This window comes from Kitasatospora sp. NPDC097605 (assembly GCF_040302725.1).
Taxonomy (GTDB): domain Bacteria; phylum Actinomycetota; class Actinomycetes; order Streptomycetales; family Streptomycetaceae; genus Kitasatospora.
Genome location: NZ_JBEOSF010000040.1, coordinates 11785 through 30437 on the forward strand (window position 1 = coordinate 11785; position 18653 = coordinate 30437).

16 protein-coding genes and 1 tRNA gene are annotated in these 18653 nt (G+C 73.3%); 15 read left to right on the top strand and 2 right to left on the bottom strand.

Translation table 11 applies throughout. From position 1 onward, the window contains the following. Positions 1-350 precede the first annotated feature (350 nt). The 7 genes from ABTX81_RS32040 (at position 351) to ABTX81_RS32070 (ending at position 7208) form a co-directional block, all read left to right on the top strand. A complete protein-coding gene (locus tag ABTX81_RS32040) occupies positions 351-1517 on the top strand; it encodes an LLM class flavin-dependent oxidoreductase (RefSeq protein WP_350552991.1) in 1167 nt (388 codons plus the stop codon). Then, positions 1514-2017 carry a GNAT family N-acetyltransferase gene (locus tag ABTX81_RS32045; RefSeq protein WP_502892900.1) on the top strand — a complete coding sequence of 168 codons (504 nt, stop codon included), beginning with the start codon at positions 1514-1516 and terminating at the stop codon, positions 2015-2017. Before ABTX81_RS32040 ends, ABTX81_RS32045 begins: the two co-directional genes overlap by 4 nt. A gap of 34 nt (positions 2018-2051) precedes the next feature. Further along, on the top strand, positions 2052-3002 hold the full coding sequence (locus ABTX81_RS32050) for an ABC transporter substrate-binding protein (RefSeq protein ID WP_350552993.1): 951 nt from the start codon (positions 2052-2054) through the stop codon (positions 3000-3002). Between the two features lie 52 nt (positions 3003-3054). Further along, positions 3055-4056 carry an amino acid ABC transporter permease gene (locus ABTX81_RS32055; protein ID WP_350552995.1) on the top strand — a complete coding sequence of 334 codons (1002 nt, stop codon included), beginning with the start codon at positions 3055-3057 and terminating at the stop codon, positions 4054-4056. Positions 4057-4112: 56 nt separating this feature from the next. Further along, positions 4113-4865, top strand: a complete 753-nt coding sequence (locus ABTX81_RS32060; protein WP_350553112.1) for an amino acid ABC transporter ATP-binding protein — start codon at positions 4113-4115, stop codon at positions 4863-4865. Between the two features lie 36 nt (positions 4866-4901). After that, positions 4902-5882, top strand: coding sequence for an ABC transporter substrate-binding protein (locus ABTX81_RS32065; protein ID WP_350552997.1), 981 nt, complete (start codon positions 4902-4904; stop codon positions 5880-5882). A 129-nt stretch (positions 5883-6011) separates the two neighbouring features. Beyond that, positions 6012-7208, top strand: a complete 1197-nt coding sequence (locus tag ABTX81_RS32070) for a serine/threonine-protein kinase (protein ID WP_350552999.1) — start codon at positions 6012-6014, stop codon at positions 7206-7208. Between the two features lie 7 nt (positions 7209-7215). Here the strand turns inward: ABTX81_RS32070 and ABTX81_RS32075 are convergent, their stop codons facing one another. Continuing rightward, positions 7216-7965 (bottom strand): TetR/AcrR family transcriptional regulator, encoded by a 750-nt coding sequence (locus ABTX81_RS32075; protein WP_350553001.1) that lies wholly within the window; start codon positions 7963-7965, stop codon positions 7216-7218. Between the two features lie 232 nt (positions 7966-8197). Here ABTX81_RS32075 and ABTX81_RS32080 point away from each other — a divergent pair, with 232 nt between their 5' ends. The 5 genes from ABTX81_RS32080 (at position 8198) to ABTX81_RS32100 (ending at position 14524) form a co-directional block, all read left to right on the top strand. After that, positions 8198-8914, top strand: coding sequence for a rhomboid-like protein (locus ABTX81_RS32080; protein ID WP_350553003.1), 717 nt, complete (start codon positions 8198-8200; stop codon positions 8912-8914). A gap of 84 nt (positions 8915-8998) precedes the next feature. Further along, positions 8999-10723, top strand: a complete 1725-nt coding sequence (locus ABTX81_RS32085) for a DUF885 domain-containing protein (protein WP_350553005.1) — start codon at positions 8999-9001, stop codon at positions 10721-10723. 212 nt (positions 10724-10935) lie between these two features. Continuing rightward, positions 10936-12507: an MFS transporter gene (locus ABTX81_RS32090; RefSeq protein WP_350553007.1), complete on the top strand. Its 1572-nt coding sequence runs from the start codon at positions 10936-10938 to the stop codon at positions 12505-12507. Positions 12508-12587: 80 nt separating this feature from the next. After that, positions 12588-13487: a carbohydrate kinase family protein gene (locus ABTX81_RS32095; protein ID WP_350553009.1), complete on the top strand. Its 900-nt coding sequence runs from the start codon at positions 12588-12590 to the stop codon at positions 13485-13487. 119 nt (positions 13488-13606) lie between these two features. Beyond that, entirely contained in the window at positions 13607-14524 is a 918-nt protein-coding gene (locus ABTX81_RS32100) for a trypsin-like serine peptidase (RefSeq protein WP_350553011.1), read from the top strand. 126 nt (positions 14525-14650) lie between these two features. Here ABTX81_RS32100 and ABTX81_RS32105 read toward each other — a convergent pair. Further along, a tRNA-Arg gene (locus ABTX81_RS32105) sits at positions 14651-14722 on the bottom strand. A gap of 166 nt (positions 14723-14888) precedes the next feature. Between ABTX81_RS32105 and ABTX81_RS32110 the strand changes: the two genes are divergently transcribed. The 3 genes from ABTX81_RS32110 (at position 14889) to lysA (ending at position 18528) form a co-directional block, all read left to right on the top strand. After that, entirely contained in the window at positions 14889-15317 is a 429-nt protein-coding gene (locus ABTX81_RS32110) for a response regulator (RefSeq protein ID WP_502892901.1), read from the top strand. Between the two features lie 73 nt (positions 15318-15390). Continuing rightward, positions 15391-17046: an arginine--tRNA ligase gene (gene argS, locus ABTX81_RS32115; protein WP_350553015.1), complete on the top strand. Its 1656-nt coding sequence runs from the start codon at positions 15391-15393 to the stop codon at positions 17044-17046. Positions 17047-17133: 87 nt separating this feature from the next. Continuing rightward, the gene (gene lysA, locus ABTX81_RS32120; protein ID WP_350553017.1) at positions 17134-18528 is read left to right on the top strand and encodes a diaminopimelate decarboxylase; all 1395 of its coding nucleotides are present in this window, start codon (positions 17134-17136) and stop codon (positions 18526-18528) included. The last annotated feature ends 125 nt before the right edge of the window (positions 18529-18653 follow it).

Genomic DNA, 18653 nt, shown 5'->3' on the forward strand with positions numbered 1-18653 from the left:
CAGCCCCTGGTCACCCGCGACCACATCGACTTCGGTCGGGTGTGGTCCGCGGCGTGTCGCGGCTGACCCGGCAGCGGGCCGTCCGTCCGGCCCCGTCCTCCCTCGCGGGGACCTCCCTCGGTGCCCCGTCCCGGGCCGGGAGAGCCGTCACCTCCTGACGGCTCGTCATCCGCGCGCTGCCGCCCCCTTCCCCTCCTCACCGCGTTGCGCTCCGGCATTCCCCGTCCGCCCGCGGGCCGTCACGTGCCCGCCGCCGCCCTCACCGGCCCCACCGCCCGCTCCGCACAGGGCTCTCTCCGGTCTGCCCACCCGCAGCCCACCGGACCGCGTACGACCCGAAAGGTTCCGCCATGCCCGTCGAATTCCTCGGCATCGCCGCCACCGCCGACGGTTCCGAGACCACCGCGCGCACCACCGCCGCGTTCGACCGCGACTACACCCTGCGGCTGGCCCGCGCCCACGAGGACCACGGCTGGGACCGCGTGCTGTTCGCCTACGGCTCCGGCGCCCCCGACCCGGCGCCCGCCGCCGCGTTCCTGGCCTCGCACCTCGACACCCTGCAGATCCTGCTCGCCCACCGCCCGAACGTCTCGTACCCGACCTTCGCCGCCAAGACCTTCGCCACCCTGGACCGGATCAGCCGGGGCCGGCTCACCGTCCACTTCATCACCGGCGGCAGCGACCACGAGCAGCAGCGCGAGGGCGACTTCCTCACCAAGGACGAGCGGTACGCCCGGACCAGGGAGTACATCGGGATCGTCAAGAAGGCCTGGACCAGCCGGGAGCCCTTCGACCACGAGGGCGCGCACTACCGCTTCAACGACTTCGTCTCCGACGTCTTCCCCGTGCAGCAGCCGCGCCCGGGCGTCTCCTTCGGCGGTTCCTCGGCGGCGGCGTACGCGGCCGGCGGTGCCGAGGCGGACGTCTACTGCCTCTGGGGCGAGCCGCTGGCCCGCACCGCCGAGCAGATCGAGCGGGTGAAGGAGGCGGCGCGGGCCGCCGGGCGCGAGGACGTGCCGCGGATCCAGGTGGCGTTCCGGCCGATCATCGCGCCGACCGAGGAGCTGGCCTGGGAGAAGGCGCACCGGACGGTGGACGCGATCCGGGCCCGCCGGGAGGGCGGCGAGCTGATCCGCCGGGGCCGTCCGGCCGGTACGGCTCCGGAGAACGCCGGTTCGCAGCGGCTGCTGGAGATCGCCGAGGCGGGCGAGCGGTACGACCGGGCGCTGTGGACGCCGACCGCCGCCGCCACCGGCGGGGCGGGCAACTCCAACGCGCTGGTCGGCACCCCGGAGACGGTCGCCCAGGCGCTGCTCGACTACTACGACCTGGGCGTGGACATCCTCTCCGCCCGCGGCTACCACCTGGTGGACGACGCGATCGACTTCGGCCGGTACGTGATCCCGATCGTCCGCGAGGAGGTCGCCAAGCGGGACGCCGCCAAGGCCGCCGCCGAGGCCGACAGGACCGAGCAGGCCGAGCGCGACCGGCACCAGCTGATCGCGGTCCAGGCGTGACGGGCCCGACCGGGGCGCCGGCGCCGGCCCCGGCCGTCGAGGTCCGCCGGGTGCGCATCGACGACCCGCTCGCCGAGCCGCTGGTGCGCGAGCTGACCGAGGAGTACGTCCGCCGCTACGGCCCCGGGGCGCACGAGGAGATGACCCGCTACCCGGCGGACAGCTGGGCCGAGTCGCACGGCGGCGTCCTGCTGCTCCTGCTGGAGGACGGCGAGCCGGTGGCCGGCGGCGCGTACAAGCGCCTCGACGACCGGACGGCCGAGCTGAAGCGGATGTGGACGCACTCGGCGCACCGCCGCCGGGGCCTGGCCACCCGGGTGCTGGCCGAGCTGGAGCGGACCGCCGCCGCGGCCGGCTACCACCGGATCTTCCTCACCACCGGTCCGCGCCAGCCCGAGGCCAGGAACCTCTACCTGGCCAATGGCTACACCCCGCTGTTCGACGTCGCCGCCGACCCCCTGACGATCGGCCCGCTGCCGTTCGAGAAGCACCTCCGCTGATCCGCCCCGCACCGTCCGAAAGGCACCCGTTCCCGTGAGAACCACCACCGTCCGCCGTCGCCTGCTCGCGGCCACCGCCCTGCTGCCGGTCCTGGCGCTGGCCGCGTGCGGCTCGGACCCGAAGCCCGCGGCCGCGGCGGGCCCCGGGCGGCAGGCTGTCTCCGCCGCCGCCGAGGACGTCGTCTCCGGCCTCAAGAAGTCGGACACCGCCGCCGCGCTGCTGCCCGCCGACGTCCGGTCCGCCGGGACGGTCAAGTTCGGCTCCTCGATCGGCACCCCGCCCTCCGCCTTCTACGCCGACCAGGCCACCAAGAAGGCGGCCGGCCTGGACATCGACTTCGCCGACGCGGTGGCCAAGGTGCTCGGCCTGACCGTGCAGCGCGAGGAGGCGGCGTTCGAGACCATCCTGCCCGCGCTCGGCAGCGGCAAGTACGACGTCGGCACCGGCAACTTCGGGGTCACCGAGGCCCGGCTGAAGACGATCGACTTCGTCACCTACATCGACGACGGCCAGGGCTTCGCGGTCAAGAAGGACAACACGTCCGTCCAGCCGGTCACCGACCTGGTCCAGCTCTGCGGGCTGACCATCGGCACCGGGGCCGGCACCACCTTCGAGACGACGCTCAACGCGAAGAAGAACGTCTGCACCGACGCCGGCAGGAAGCCCTACGAGGTCAAGGCGTTCAGCGACAACGGCGCCACGCTGACCAGCCTCCAGCAGGGCCGGGTGGACATCCTCATGTCCACCATCAACGGCCTGCGCTACCAGGCGTCCCAGGAGGCCTCGGGCACCCAGTTCCTCGGCGAGTTCCACCGCCTCGACGTCGGCTTCGCCTTCAAGAAGGGCTCCCCGCTCGCCCCCGCGTTCCAGGCGGCCGTCAACGAGCTGATCAAGGACGGGACGTACGAGCGGATCCTCCGCAAGTGGGGGGTGACGGACTCGGCCGTCAAGGAGTCCCTGATCAGCCCGCCCGAGCACAAGTGACCGCCCGAGCACACGCGACCCCCTGTCCAGGGCCCGTTGGGAGGAGTCCCCCATGAGCACCACCACCGCACTCGTGAAACCCGGCGGCAGACCCTCAGCCGCCGCCCCGGCCGCCCCGCTCGACCTCGGCGAGCTGGCCGGCCTGCGCACCGTCCGCGCCCGGTACCCCTGGCGCTGGGCGGCCGGCCTCGCCACCCTCGTCGTGCTGGCCCAGTTCGCCCACGGCCTGGCCACCAACCCCGGCTGGGACTGGGCGACCTTCCGGCTGTTCTTCTCCGCCGACACCATCCTGCGCGCGGTCGGCCGGACCGTCGAACTCACCGTCTACGGCACCGTGCTGGGCTTCCTGCTGGGCGCCGTGGTGGCCGCGATGCGGCTCTCCCGCAGCGCGATCCTGCAGTCCGTCGCCTGGGCGTACGTCTGGGTGTTCCGCTCGATCCCGCTGATCGTCCAGCTGGTCTTCTGGTTCAACCTCTCCTACCTCTACAAGCGGTTCGGCTTCGGCATCCCGTTCGGTCCGACCTTCGGGGACTTCGAGACGGTCGGCGTGCTGGGCGCGCTCGGCGCCGCGGTGCTCGGCCTCGGGCTGCACCAGGCCGCGTTCGCCGCCGAGATCATCCGCGGCGGTGTGATCGCCGTCGACCCCGGCCAGCGCGAGGCCGCCGCCGCGCTCGGCGTACCGCGCTGGCGGCAGGCCCGGCGGATCGTCCTGCCGCAGGCCATGCGCGGCATCCTGCCGGCCGCCGCCAACGAGGTGATCTCGCTGTTCAAGGGCACCTCGGTGGTCTACGTGATGGCCATCGGCGAGCTCTTCTACCAGGTGCAGGTGGTCTACGGCCGCACCGGCCGGGTGGTGCCGATGCTGATGGTCGCCACCGTCTGGTACGTGCTGCTCACCACCGTGCTGTCGATCGGCCAGTACTACGTCGAGCGCTACTTCGCCCGGGGCGCCGACCGCACGCCGCCGCCCACCCCGCTCCAGCGGGCCCGGGCGCTCGTCCGGGGCCTGCGCGCCCGCACCGCCACCGCCGCCGCCACCGGAGGACGCTCGTGACCACCCTCGCCGAGGAACCCGCCGCCGAGCGGACCGCCGAGCCGGAGCGGCCGCCCATGGTCCAGGTGCGCGGCCTGTGGAAGAACTTCGGCCCGAACGCCGTGCTGCGGGGCGTCGACCTCGACGTGCCGGCCGGCTCGGTGACCGTGGTGCTCGGGCCGTCCGGCTCCGGCAAGTCCACCCTGCTGCGCTCGATCAACCACCTGGAGAAGGTGGACCGCGGCTTCGTCGCGATCGACGGCGAGCTGATCGGCTACCGCCGCTCCGGGGACCGGCTGCACGAGCTCAAGGAGCGCGAGGTGCTCCGGCAGCGGACCAGCATCGGCTTCGTCTTCCAGAACTTCAACCTCTTCCCGCACCTCACCGTGCTGGAGAACCTCGTCGAGGCCCCGGTCGGCGCGCTGCGCCGGCCGAAGGCCGAGGCCCGGGCCCGCGCCCTGGAACTGCTCGAACGGGTGGGCCTGGCCGAGAAGGCGGACGCCTACCCCCGCCAGCTCTCCGGCGGCCAGCAGCAGCGGGTGGCGATCGCCCGGGCGCTGGCGCTGGACCCGAAGGTGCTGCTGTTCGACGAGCCGACCTCGGCGCTCGACCCGGAGCTGGTCGGCGAGGTGCTGGACGTCGTCAAGGACCTCGCCCGGAGCGGCACCACGATGATCGTGGTCACCCATGAGATCGGCTTCGCCCGCGAGGTCGCCGACACCGTGGTCTTCATGGACGGCGGCGTGGTGGTCGAGCAGGGCCCGCCGCGCGAGGTCCTCGACGAGCCGCGGCACGAGCGGACCAAGGCCTTCCTGGCCAAGGTCCTCTGACTCACCACCCCCCCTCTCACCGGCAGGAGTCCCGCCATGTCCCTACCCCGTCGCGCCCTCGTGACCGCCGCCGCGCTCGTCGCCGCCCTCACCCTGGCCGCCTGCGGCAGCTCCTCGGACGCCGCGGCGGACCTCGCCCCCGCGAAGGGCAGCACCGCGCCGAACGGCGCCACGGTGAACCTGACGCCCCAGCAGAACCGGGTGACCACGCCCAAGGTGGACGCCCTCGCGGCGCTGGTGCCGGAGGAGATCAGAAAGCGCGGCAAGCTGACCGTGGTCGACTCGCTCGGCACCACGCCGCCGCTGGACTTCTACGCCAACGACGACAAGACGATCATCGGCGTGGAGCCGGACATCGCCTCGCTGATCGGCAATGTGCTCGGCCTCGACATCGAGTTCAACCCGGTCTCCTGGGAGAACATCTTCGTCGGCCTGGACAGCGGCAAGTACGACGTCGGCCTCTCCAACATCACCGTCACCGAGGCCCGCAAGGAGAAGTACGACTTCGCCACCTACCGCCTGGACATCCTCGGCTTCGAGGCGAAGAAGGGCAGCGGCTGGAAGATCACCGGCCCCAAGGACATCGCCGGGCGGACCGTCGCCGTCAGCTCCGGCACCAACCAGGAGAAGCTGCTCGTCTCCTGGAACGAGGAGAACGTGCGCAACGGCCTCAAGCCGGCCGACATCAAGTACTTCCAGAGCTCCTCGGACTACTACCTGGCGCTCTCCTCCGGCCGGATCGACATCTACGTCGGCCCCAACCCGGTGACCGCCTTCCACGCCGTGCAGACCGGTGAGACCGAGGTGATCGGCACCTACTCGGGCGCCGGCGCCGCGGTGCTCGGCAAGATCGGCGCCACCACCAGGAAGGACAACGGCCTGGTCAAGGCGTTGAACGGGGCGATCAACGAGGTGATCGGGAACGGCACCTACGCCCAGGTGCTGAAGCGCTGGGGACTGGACGCCGAGGCCGTGCAGACCTCCGAGATCAACCCGGTCGGCCTGCCGAAGACGTGACGCGTGCCCGCCGCAGACCCCGGTCCCGCCCCGGGCCCGGGGTAGTTCACCCGAACACCGCTGCCCGCCGCTACCCTGACCCGGGCAGGATGAACGGCGGTCGGATCCGGCGGACTTGTGGGGGAAGGCATGAAGGCGGGCGATGTCGTGGGCGGCCGCTACCGGCTGGACCGGGAGCTCGGCCAGGGCGGGTTCGGCGTGGTCTGGGCCGCCCACGACGAGACCATCGGGCGCGCGGTCGCGCTCAAGGTGCTCTCCGACGAGAAGGCGGGCGACGAGGAGGCGGTCGGCCGGTTCATCCGCGAGGCCAAGACCGTCGGCGGACTGTCCCACCCGCACATCGTCACCCTGTTCGACTACGGGCGGGTGCAGGACGGTGCGCGCTCGACCCACTACCTGGTGATGGAGCTGGTCCGGGGCCGGCCGCTCTCCGCGCTGCTGCGCGACGGGGCCCGCCCGGAGCTGTCGGTCGCCCTGCGCTGGGCGCGGCAGGTCTGCAAGGCGCTGGACTCCGCGCACCGCAGCGGCGTGGTGCACCGGGACATCAAGCCCGAGAACATCATGATCACCGACACCGGTGAGGCCAAGGTGCTGGACTTCGGCATCGCCCGGCTGCTCACCCAGCAGGGCGGCGGGCTCACCTCCACCGGCGTGGTCATCGGCACCCCGGCCTACCTGGCGCCGGAGTGCTGGTCCGGCGAGACGATCGACGGCCGGGCCGACCTGTACGCGCTCGGCGTGATCCTCTACCAGCTGTGCGCCGGCCGCCGCCCGTTCAGCGCCGACACGCCGGTCAGCATGATGTTCAAGCACCTCCACGAGGAGCCCCCGGCCCCCGGCACGCCCGACCCCGCGCTGGACCGGCTGGTCCTCCAGATGCTCGCCAAGAAGCCGGAGGACCGGCCGGCCGACGCCGCCGAGGTCCGCCGCCGGCTGCGCGAGGCCAAGGTCGGCACCGACCCGGAGGCGCTGCGGCAGAAGGCCGATGACGCCTGGCGGCGCGGCGCGGCCGGCTCGCCCGAGCGGGCCGTCGAGCAACTGGTCGCGCTGATCCCGCAGTTCTCCCGGGCCTTCGGGCCGGCCGACCCGCGGACCCTGCGGACCTGCCACGACCTGGCGCTCTGGCTGGCCCGCTCGGGCCGGCCGCGGGCGGCCGTCGCCCTGCTGCGCGAGCTGCTGCCGGTTCTGGACGGCCACCCGCGGGCCCGTGAGGACGTCGGGCGCGACCTGGAGCGCTGGGAGCGGGAGAGCGCCGACGCCGACGCCGAGCAGGACCGGCCGCCGGTGCTCGCCGAACTGCTCGGCGGCACCGCGCAGAGCGGCTGAACCGCGCCTAGCCCTCCGCCGGCTCCAGCACCGCCCGCAGGCGGGCGGTGCGCGGCGAGTCCGGGCCCTCCAGCGCCAGGAGCACCGCCAGCACCTCGGCGGTCTGCGGGTCGTGCAGGGCCGTCGCCGCCGCCATCGCCACGAACTGGTCCACCAGCCACTCGCGCAGCCCGTCCACCGGCAGCGCCCGGCCCTCGTCGAGCCAGGTCAGCGAGGCGCCCTCGACCACCGCGATCCACGAGCGGACCAGCAGCGTCAGCCGCGGCCCGGCCTGCCGCACCCCGAGGTGGCGCAGCGTCCGCCGCAGCGCCGCCCGCCGGACGTCGTCCACGATCGCCGAGGTGCGGGCCGTCTCCACCACCGAGCCGCCGCGCAGCAGCGCCGAGTAGCCGGCGTCGTGCTCGGCGACGAAGGAGAAGTAGTGCTCCAGCACGGCGGACAGCTGCTGGGTCGGGGTGCCGGCGGGCGGCACCGTGAAGCGGCCGGTCAGCTCCTCGGCGGCGCTGCGCAGCGCCGCCTCGTAGAGCTGCTGCTTGCCGCCCGCGAAGTACCGGTAGACCAGCGGCCGGGACGCCCCGGCGGCCTCTGCGACGTCGTCGAGGCCGACCTCCTCGGGCGGTCGGTGTGCGAACAGTTCCAGCGCCACGGCGATCAGCTGCTCGCGCCGTTGCTGCACGGGCAGCCGCCGGTACCCGGCGCGCCGCGGCCGGCCGGCCGGTTCGGGGGCGGATGGAACGGGCACTGAGCTGGCTTCCATGGCGGTCAGCGTAACCGTCCCCGGCCGGATCGGAGGCCGGTCTGCACCGATCTTCCGAACGGGCGTTTGCGCCCTTCCGGAGGCCGCCCGGAGGCCGTTCCGGGATGCCCGTCCCGTACACCTGCCCCGGGCCCGTCCCGGACGCCCGGGACGGCCGGTCCCGGGAGGCGGCCCGGCGGGCCCCGCCCGAGGATGGGACGCAGCACGCCGCCGCACCGAGGAGGCCCGCCGGATGGCGCAGACGCTGGAACGGCCGCCCGGGCCACCCCGGCGGTCCCGGGCGGGCCGGCTGCGCGGGGCGACCGGCGCGCTCCTGGCGTGGGTCCGCTCGGCGCCCGGCACCTACCTGTGGCTGCTGGTGCTGGCGGTCACCAGCTTCGCCGTGGCGCGGATGGACCCGCACACCCTGGACTGGTTCCTGGCCGCCCGCTCGACCAACCTGGAGCACCTGCGCTCCCGCCCGGTGCACGCCCTGGTGGCCAGCGCGCTGTGGACCGAGACGTCGAGCTGGCCGCTCTACGCCGTGCTGTTCACCCTGTTCCACGCCAACGCCGAGCGCTGGCTGGGCACCGCGCGCTGGTTCGTCGTGGCCGCGACCGCGCACGTGCTGGCGACCCTGGTGAGCGAGGGCGTGGTGGCCTGGGGGATCGTCCGGGGCACCCTGCAGCGCGGCATGGCCGAGACGGTGGACGTCGGCGTCTCCTACGCGCTGGCCGGGGTGGTGGCGGTGCTCGCCCACCGGTTCGCCGGCGGCTGGCGGTGGCTGTACGGCGGCGGGGTGGTGGTCTTCTACCTGGTGCCGCTGGTGGTCTCGCACACCTTCACGGACCTCGGGCACTTCAGTGCCGCGCTGATCGGTCTCGCCTTCTTCCCCTTCGCCCGCGGACGGCCCCGGTGGGACCCGGGCCGGGCGCTGCGCCGCCGCCGGCCGGGCCGGGCGGACGGCTGATCCCCGCTGTCCGGCGGCGAATTGGCCGGTCCATGCCACCAGGAGGGGGCTTGCAATCGGCCCGGGCCACGCGATGATGTCCGAATGGTTGAACTGATCAGCTCCGACGGCACCACACCCCGCGGTGTCGCCGACGCCTATGTACGGGACCTCGCCGAGCTCGACCCGCTGACCGCGGTCTATCTGGGCCTGAACCCCGAGGACGACCGCCTTCCCGACCTCTCCCCGGCCGGCGCCGAGGCGGTCGCGGAACTCGGCCGTGCCACCCTGGCCCGGCTCGACGGGGCCGAGGCGGCGCTCGACGCCGCCGAGGCGGCCGGCGCCCCCCGGGACGAGGCCGAACGGCGCTGCGCCCGCCTGCTGCGCGAGCGGCTCACCGCCGAGCTCGCCGTGCACGACGCGGGCGAGCGCTACCGGGCGGTCCACAACCTGGGTTCCCCGGTGCACATGGTCCGCGATGTCTTCACCCTGATGCCCACCGACACCGAGGAGCAGTGGCGGATCCTCGGCCGCCGCCTGGCCCGGGTTCCCGAGGCGCTCACCGGCTACCGCGCCACCCTCGCCGAGGGCGTCGAGCGCGGTCTGCTGTCCGGCCCCCGCCAGGTCACCACGGTGACCGGCCAGCTCGGCGAGTGGCTGACCGGCGAGTCCCCGGCCGGCTGGTTCGGCGACCTGGTCCGGACGGCCCCCGAGGCGCTGCGCGAGGAGCTGGCCGGCCACGCGCTGGCCGCCGCCGAGGCGCTGGCCGCCCTGCGCGACTGGCTGCGCGACGTCTACGGGCCGGCCGCCGCCGACGCGCCCGACACCGTGGGCCGCGAGCGCTACGGCCGCTGGGTGCGCTACTGGACCGGCGCCGACCTCGACCTCGACGAGGCCTACGCCTGGGCCTGGCAGGAGTTCCACGACCTGCTCGCCCAGATGCGGGTCGAGGCGGAGAAGGTGCGGCCGGGCGCGGAGCCGATGGAGGCGATGAAGTGGCTGGAGAGCGACGGCCCCGCGCGGGTCGGCGCCGAGGCCGCCCGTGAGTTCCTCCAGGGCCTGATGGACTCCGCGATCGCCGACCTCCAGGGCACCCACTTCGACCTGGCCGAGCCGATCACCCGGGTCGAGTCGCGGATCGCCCCGGCCGGCAGCGCCGCCGCGCCGTACTACACCGCCCCGTCGCTGGACTTCAGCCGCCCCGGCCGGACCTGGCTGCCGCTGCTGGGCCGTGAGCGGTTCCCGGAGTGGGACCTCGTCTCGACCTGGTACCACGAGGGCGTCCCGGGCCACCACCTGCAACTCGCGCAGTGGAACTACGTCGCCGACCGGCTCTCCACCTACCAGGTGAGCCTCGGCGGGGTGAGCGCCAACCAGGAGGGCTGGGCGCTGTACGCCGAGCGCCTGATGGACGAGCTCGGCTACCTCACCGACCCCGGCCACCGGCTCGGCTACCTCAACGCCCAGATGATGCGGGCGCTGCGGGTGATCGTCGACATCGGCATGCACGTCGGCCTGGAGTTCCCGGCGGACTCGCCGTACCGCGCGGGGGAGCCGGTCTCGCCGGAGGCCGCGCGGGAGTTCTTCGGCCTGTACTGCGGGCTGTCCGCCGACTTCCTGGACAGCGAGCTGGTCCGCTACCTGGGTCTGCCCGGGCAGGCGATCGGCTACAAGCTGGGTGAGCGGGCCTGGCTGCGCGGGCGCGCGGCGGCCCGGGCGGCGCACGAGGCGCGCGGCGAGGTCTTCGACCTCAAGGCCTGGCACATGGCGGCGCTGTCGCAGGGCTCGCTGGGCCTGGACGACCTGGTCGCGGAGCTGTCGGCGCTGTAGCCGCGGACGAGCACGGCGCGAGGCCCCCGGGGACGGTCCCGGGGGCCTCCTGCCGTGGTCCCACGGTGGTCCTGCCGTGGTCCCGTACCCGCTGGTTCTCTGGTCCTGTTCCACCGATTTGTGCAGATTTTTCCTTGCCAATCGCCGCCCCGAGCGTTTGGCTGGAAGGCGACTGCGTGACCTCTCCGACCCCCTCCGGAAAGGCTCTCCCAGTGTCTGCCCAAGCCCAAGCCCCCACCGGTCATGCGGCGGCGGAGTCCCGCCGCTGGTGGGCCCTGGCGGTCATCGCCATCGCCCAGCTGATGATCGTCCTCGACATCACCATCGTGAACATCGCCCTCCCGTCGGCCCAGAAGGACCTCGGCATCTCGGACGCCGACCGGCAGTGGGTGATCACCGCCTACACGCTGGCCTTCGGCGGACTGCTGCTGCTCGGCGGCCGGCTCGGGGACCTCTTCGGCCGCAAGCGCGTCTTCATCGTCGGCCTGCTCGGCTTCGCGCTCGCCTCCGCGATCGGCGGCGGCGCCAACGGACCCACCATGCTCTTCGCGGCCCGGGCCCTGCAGGGTGCCTTCGGCGCGCTGCTGGCCCCGTCCGCGCTGGGCCTGCTCTCCACGACCTTCTCCGATCCCAAGGAGCGGAGCACCGCCTTCGGGATCTTCGGCGCGATCGCCGGCGGCGGCGCCGCGATCGGCCTGCTGCTCGGCGGTGTGCTGACCGAGTACCTCAACTGGCGCTGGTGCCTGTTCGTCAACACCCCGATCGCGGTGGCGGCCGCCTTCGCGGCGTTCTCCGTGCTGGAGCGCGACCACATCGGCAAGGGTGCCCGGATCAGGCTCGACCTGCCCGGCGCGCTGCTCGGCTGCGGCGGTCTGCTCGCGATCGTGTTCGGGATGTCCGAGGCGGTCACCCGGGGCTGGGGCGACGCGCTGGTGCTCGGCTCGCTGGCGTTCGGCGTGCTGCTGCTGGCGGTGTTCGTGCTGGTCGAGAAGCGGACGCCGCACGCGCTGCTGCCGACGCACATCATCGCCGACCGGAACCGGGGAGGCGGCGCCCTCTCGGTCGGCCTGGCGATGATCGGCATGTTCGGCCTGTTCCTGTTCCTGACCTACTACCTGCAGGTGATCAAGCACTTCTCGCCGATCATGTCCGGCGTCTCCTTCCTGCCGATGACCGCCGCCATCGTCATCAGCTCGACCGGCTTCGCGGCCCGGCTGATGACCAGGGTGCCGTCCCGCAACCTGATCGGTCCCGGACTGCTGCTGGCCGCCGCCGGCATGGCCTGGCTGACCCGGATGCACGTGGACAGCCCCTGGGCCGGCATGGTGCTGCCCGCCGAACTGCTGCTCGGCTTCGGCATGGGCCTGATCTTCATGCCGTCGATGAGCCTCGCCACCCTCGGCGTCGCCCCGAACGAGGCGGGCGCGGCCTCGGCCACCATCAACTCGGCCCAGCAGGTCGGCGGCTCCTTCGGCACGGCGCTGCTGAACACCATCGCGGCCAGCGCCACCGCGACCTGGCTGGCCGCCCGCGCCGCCGGCGCCGGGGACCCCGCCGTCCAGGCCCAGGGCGCGGTGCACGGCTATGTGGTCGCCACCTGGGTGGCGATGGGCATCCTGCTGCTGGCCGCGCTGATCGCCTTCGTGATGATCGACCACCGGCCGGCGCCGGGGGAGGCCGCCGGGACCGCCGGGGGCGCGGCGGAGGCGGAGGCCGGGGCCGGCGCGCAGGCGCCGCAGACCCAGGCGCAGACCCCGGCCCACCAGCGACAGCGAGCCCGATGAAATTTGCTGCAAGCTCTTGCAGCCCGCCCGCGGCGCCTGCTTGACTCCTCGTCACCATCCCGGAGCAAGGAGGCGCCGCCGTGACCGAGTCCGACTTCGAACTGCTGGTGGTGGGCGGGGCCGGCGTCGACACCGTCGTCCGGGTCGACCGGCTCGAAGTGCCCGCCGGGGACTCCCACCACGTACCGCCGATCCACGACTACGTCGCCCACACCGGCAACGGCGTCGCTCTCGGCGCCCACCGGCTCGGCGTGCGCACCGCCTTCATCGACTACCTCGGCGACGATCCGCAGGCCGAGCTGATCCTGGCCGCCTATGCCCGCGAGGGCCTGCCCTTCGCCCGGCTGGTCTCGCCGCACGGCACCCCGCGCTCGGTCAACCTGGTCGACGCGGACGGCCGCCGGTTCTCCTTCCACGACGGCCGCCACCCCGCCTCGCTGCGGCTGCCGCGCTCGTTCTACCTGCCGTACCTGGAGCGCAGCCGGCACGTCCACCTCTCCATCACCGGCCACAACCGCGACCTCTACCCGGACCTGCGCCGGCTCGGCCGCACCAGCTCCACCGACCTGCACGACTGGGACGGCGAGAACCCGCACCACCGGCACTACGCGGTCAACTCCGACCTGGTCTTCCTCTCCACGGCCGGCGCCCCGGACCGCTGTCCGGAGCTGATGCGCTCGATCCTCGCCGAGGGCCGGGCCTCCGTCGTGGTCGCGACGGCCGGCGCCGCCGGCTGCCACCTGCTCACCCGGGACGACGCGGCCCCGCACCACCTCCCGGCCGTCGACCCGGGCGCGCCGGTGGTGGACAGCAACGGCGCCGGGGACGCCTTCGTCGCCGGCTTCCTCTCCGCCTGGTTCCGGGGCCGCCCGCCGCTCGACTGCGCCCGCGCCGGCTCGGTGGCCGGCGCCTTCGCCTGCACCACCGCGGGCACCCACACCGCCTTCATCACCGCCGACGCGCTCGCCGAAGCGCTGTAGCAGTGCGGTGACCGGCTGAATTCTCATCGCGTTCCCAGCGCCGCATCACAGCCCTCCCAGCTCCGGACGCCATAGTCGGTTCCCGTACCGCCGCCGACCAGGACAGGAGCCGACCAGGCATGGGCCAGCACCGCCGCCGCACCGGCCGACGCCGCTTCCTGGCCCCGACCCTGGTCACCACGACCCTCTCCGCGCTCACCGTGGCGGCCGTGGTCGTCGGCACCCACAGCGTGACCCCCCGGGCCACCGCCGTGGCCTCCCCGGAGACCACGGCGGCCACGGCCCCGCTGTCCCCGGCCGCCACGCCCGTTCCGACGCTCACCCCGACTCCCGCCCGGGCCGCCACCCCGACGCCCACCCCGGTCCCCACCCCGAGCGATCCGCCGGGCACCACCGCCACCGCCCCGGCCACCCCCGAGGCGGCCACCGTCGGCGCCCTGTTCAGCGGCACCGTCCACGCCGGCAACCACTTCTGCACCGCCAGCGTGCTGCACAGCCCCACCGGCAACCTGCTGCTCACCGCCGCGCACTGCCTCGACGACCCGAGCGGCGTCACCTTCGCCCCCGGCTACCGCGACGGCCGCGCCCCGTACGGCACCTGGCGGGTCACCGCCGTGCACACCACCGCCGCCTGGTCCCGGGGCGGCGACCAGGACGAGGACTTCGCCGTCCTGGAGACCGCCCCCGACGCCGCCGGCCGCCGGATCGAGGACGTCGTCGGCGGCAACACCCTCGGCACCGACGAGCCGTTCGACACCGACGTCCGCCTCTACGGCTACCCGGCCGGCGGCGAACGCCCCCTGCTGTGCACCAACACCACCGGCCGCCAGAGCGGCTTCCAACGCGTCGTCGACTGCCCCGCCTACCCGGGCGGCACCAGCGGCGGCCCCTGGATCTCCACCGCCACCGGCCACGTCATCGGCACCATCGGCGGCCACCAGGAGGGCGGCGACACCCCCGACACCTCCTACAGCGCCGCCTTCGACCACACCATCGCGGCCCTCTACGCCGAGGCCGTCACCGCCGCCGCCTCCTGACGCCCGTTCCGCCGGGCCGTCGCGGCGGCGAGCGGCGGGCCGGAACGGACGGGCCGGAGCATGACGAAGGCCCAGTCCGGTGGCAACTCGCCACTGGCCTGGGCCTCTTCGGCACTTCTCGCGAAGTGCCCCCGGTAGGATTCGAACCTACGCACCCGCCTCCGGAGGGCGGTGCTCTATCCCCTGAGCTACGGGGGCTTGCTCGGTGTTGTCGTCGCGTTCGCTTCGACGTGGAGAACACTACCAGGCCCGGGGCGTGCTCCGTGCACGGGTTTCGGCGGGGGGCGGGCGGGCGGGCCGGTGGAAGTGCGGAAAGGCCGGACGGGGCGGCGGGGCCGCCGATACCCTCGGTGAGGTGTCGGGAGTGTCCGGGCGGGTCCTCGTGGTGGACGACAGCGAGGTGATCCGCCAGCTGATCAGGGTCAACCTGGAGCTCGAGGGCTTCGAGGTGGTGACCGCCGCCGACGGTGCCGAGTGCCTGGAGGTGGTCCGCCGGGTGAAGCCCGACGTGGTGACGCTGGACGTGATGATGCCGCGGCTGGACGGCCTGCGGACGGCGGCCCGGCTGCGGGCGGCGCCGGGGACGCGACTGCTGCCGATCGCGATCGTGAGCGCCTGCACGCCGGCCGATCTGGACCTGGGGGAGTCGGTCGGGGTGGACGGCTACCTGGGCAAGCCCTTCGATCCGGCGGACCTGGTGGCGCTGGTGCGGCGGCTGGTGGAGCTCGGCCGGGACCACGACGCCGCCGACGCGTTTCGCCCTCAGCGAACAGATCGGAGCGATCGGGGCTGAGCGACGGCGTCGGACGTCCCAACCGGCAAACCGGGTGGCGGGCGCCCTCCCTCTCTCGCCTACGCTTGGCGTCGTGACCCCCGCAGAGCTTTCCCAGGCAGTCCAGGCCGCAGTGAGCGCCGCCGTCGAGGCGGGCGAGCTGGCCGTCGCCGTGCCCGAGCACGTGACGGTCGAGCGGCCCAAGAACAGGGACCACGGCGACTACGCGACCAACGTGGCCCTCCAGCTCGCCAAGGCGGCCGGCCAGCCGCCGCGAGCCGTTGCCGAGGTACTGGCCGACCGCCTGCGAGGGATCACCGGCGTCGCCAAGGTCGACATCGCCGGCCCGGGCTTCCTGAACATCACCCTGGACACCGCCACCCAGGGCGAGCTGGCCCGCACCATCGTCGAGGCGGGCGCCGGGTACGGCCGCAACGAGGCGCTCAAGGGCCTGGCGATCAACCTGGAGTTCGTCTCCGCCAACCCGACCGGCCCGATCCACATCGGCGGCGTCCGCTGGGCCGCCGTCGGCGACTCGCTGGCCCGCGTGCTGCGCGCCTCCGGCGCCGACGTCACCACCGAGTACTACCTCAACGACGCCGGCGTGCAGATCACCAAGTTCGCCGCCTCGCTGCAGGCCGCCGCGAACGGCCGCGAGGTGCCGGAGGGCGGCTACGTCGGCGAGTACATCGCCGACATCGCCAAGGCGATCACCGAGGCCGTCCCGGGCCTGCTGGAGAAGTCCGAGGACGAGCAGCTGCAGGTCTTCCGCACCGAGGGCCTCAAGCTCATGGTCGCCGAGATCAAGCGCTCGATGGACGAGTTCGGCACCCACTTCGACGTGTGGTTCTCGGAGAAGTCGCTGCACGACTCCGGCGCCGTCGGCGAGTCCATCGAGCGGCTGCGCGAGCAGGGCCACGTCTTCGAGCAGGACGGCGCCATCTGGCTGCGCACCACCGACTTCGGCGACGACAAGGACCGCGTCCTGGTCAAGGCGGACGGCGACACCACCTACTTCGCCGCCGACGCCGCCTACTACCTCTCCAAGCGCGACCGGGGCGCCGAGGTCTCGGTCTACATGCTGGGCGCGGACCACCACGGCTACGTCAACCGCCTCAAGGCCATCGCCGCCTGCGCGGGCGACGACATGGACCGCAACATCGAGGTCCGGATCGGCCAGTTCGTGAAGATGCTGCGCGACGGCGAGGAGGTCCGCATGTCCAAGCGGGCCGGCAACATCATCACGATCGACGACGTCGTCGAGTGGATCGGCGTGGACGCGGCCCGCTACACCCTGGCGCGGTCCTCCACCGACTCCACCATCACCCTCGACATCAACGTGCTGACCAGCCAGACCAACGAGAACCCGGTCTTCTACGTCCAGTACGCGCACGCCCGGATGTGCTCGGTCCAGCGCAAGGCCGGCGAGCTGGGCATCACCCGGTCCGCCGACTTCAAACCCGAGCTGCTCGCCACCGAGTGGGAGTCCGACCTGCTCGGCCAGCTCGGCGAGTTCCCGCGCGTCCTGGCGACCGCCGGCGAGCTGCGCGAGCCGCACCGGGTCGCGCGCTACCTGGAGGAGCTGGCGGGCAAGTACCACCGCTTCTACGACAACTGCCAGATCCTGCCGAAGGGCGACGACGAGGCCACCGACCTCACGCACGCCCGGCTCTGGCTGGCCGACGCGACACGCACGGTCATCGCGAACGGCCTGACGCTGCTGGGCGTCTCGGCGCCCGAGCGGATGTAGGAACCACCCCCATGTGCACAGCGGGGGCGGCGGACGGTCAACGGGGACCGTCGCCGCCCCTCGCCATAGGTCGAGGAAACCAACGACATGTCTCGCTCCGCACACCCCGCAGGCCCCCGGCACGGCGACGTGCTGCCCGAGGGCCACTACCAGGCGCCCCCGAGCGACCTGAACGCGCTCGACCCCAAGGTCTGGTCCCGGACCGTCGCCCGTGACACCGAGGGCGTGGTCACCGTCGGCGGCGTCGACGTGAAGCGGCTGGCCGCCGAGTACGGCACCCCGGCGTACGTCATGGACGAGGCCGACTTCCGCGCCCGGGCGCGCGCCTGGCGCGAGGCCTTCGGCACGGACGCCGACGTCTTCTACGCGGGGAAGGCCTTCCTCTCCAAGGCCGTCGTGCGCTGGCTGCACGAGGAGGGCCTCAACCTCGACGTGTGCAGCCCGGGCGAGCTGGCCGTGGCGCTGGCCGCCGGGATGCCGCCGGAGCGGATCGCGCTGCACGGCAACAACAAGTCGGTGGACGAGCTCGAGCACGCGGTGAAGACCGGGGTCGGGCACATCGTGCTCGACTCCTACGAGGAGATCGAGCGGCTCGCGGCGATCGCCGGCCGGCAGGGCGTGCGCCAGCCGGTGCTGATCCGGATCACCGTCGGCGTCGAGGCGCACACCCACGAGTTCATCGCCACCGCCCACGAGGACCAGAAGTTCGGCCTCTCGCTGACCGGGGGAGCGGCCGCCGAGGCGGTCCGCCGGGTGCTGGCGCACGGCGAGAGCCTGGAACTGCGCGGCATCCACTCGCACATCGGCTCGCAGATCTTCGACACCGCCGGTTTCGAGGTGGCCGCCCGCCGGGTGGTCGGCCTGCTGGCGTCGATCCGCGACGAGCACGGCGTCGAGCTGCCCGAGATCGACCTCGGCGGCGGCCTCGGCATCGCCTACACCAGCGAGGACGACCCGCGCGAGCCGGCCGAGATCGCCGCCGCGCTGGCCGACATCGTGCGCCGCGAGTGCGCCGCCGCGAACCTCACCGCCCCCCGGCTGAGCGTGGAGCCGGGCCGGGCGATCGTCGGCCCGACCGCGTTCACCCTGTACGAGGTCGGCACCGTCAAGCCGCTGGAGGGGCTGCGCACCTACGTCAGCGTGGACGGCGGGATGTCCGACAACATCCGCACCGCGCTGTACGACGCCGAGTACTCGGTGGCCCTGGTGTCGCGCACCAGCGGGGCCGAGCCGATGCTGGTCCGGGTGGTCGGCAAGCACTGCGAGTCCGGCGACATCGTCGTCCGGGACGCCTTCCTGCCGGCCGACCTGGCCCCGGGCGACCTCATCGCGGTGCCCGCCACCGGCGCCTACTGCCGCTCCATGGCGAGCAACTACAACCACGCCCTCAAGCCTCCCGTGCTCGCCGTCAAGGACGGCGCGGCCCGGGTGATCGTCCGGCGCGAGACGGAGGAGGATCTCCTGCGTCTGGATATCGGATGACGAAATCCTTGTCTCAGATCATGGAACGACCGTAGATCTGTACGGAAAGTCCCGGAGACTGGTAGAGACCGAAAGTCCGGCGGGCCCCGAAAACCCCCGCCGGAACGACCGAAGCATGAATGCAG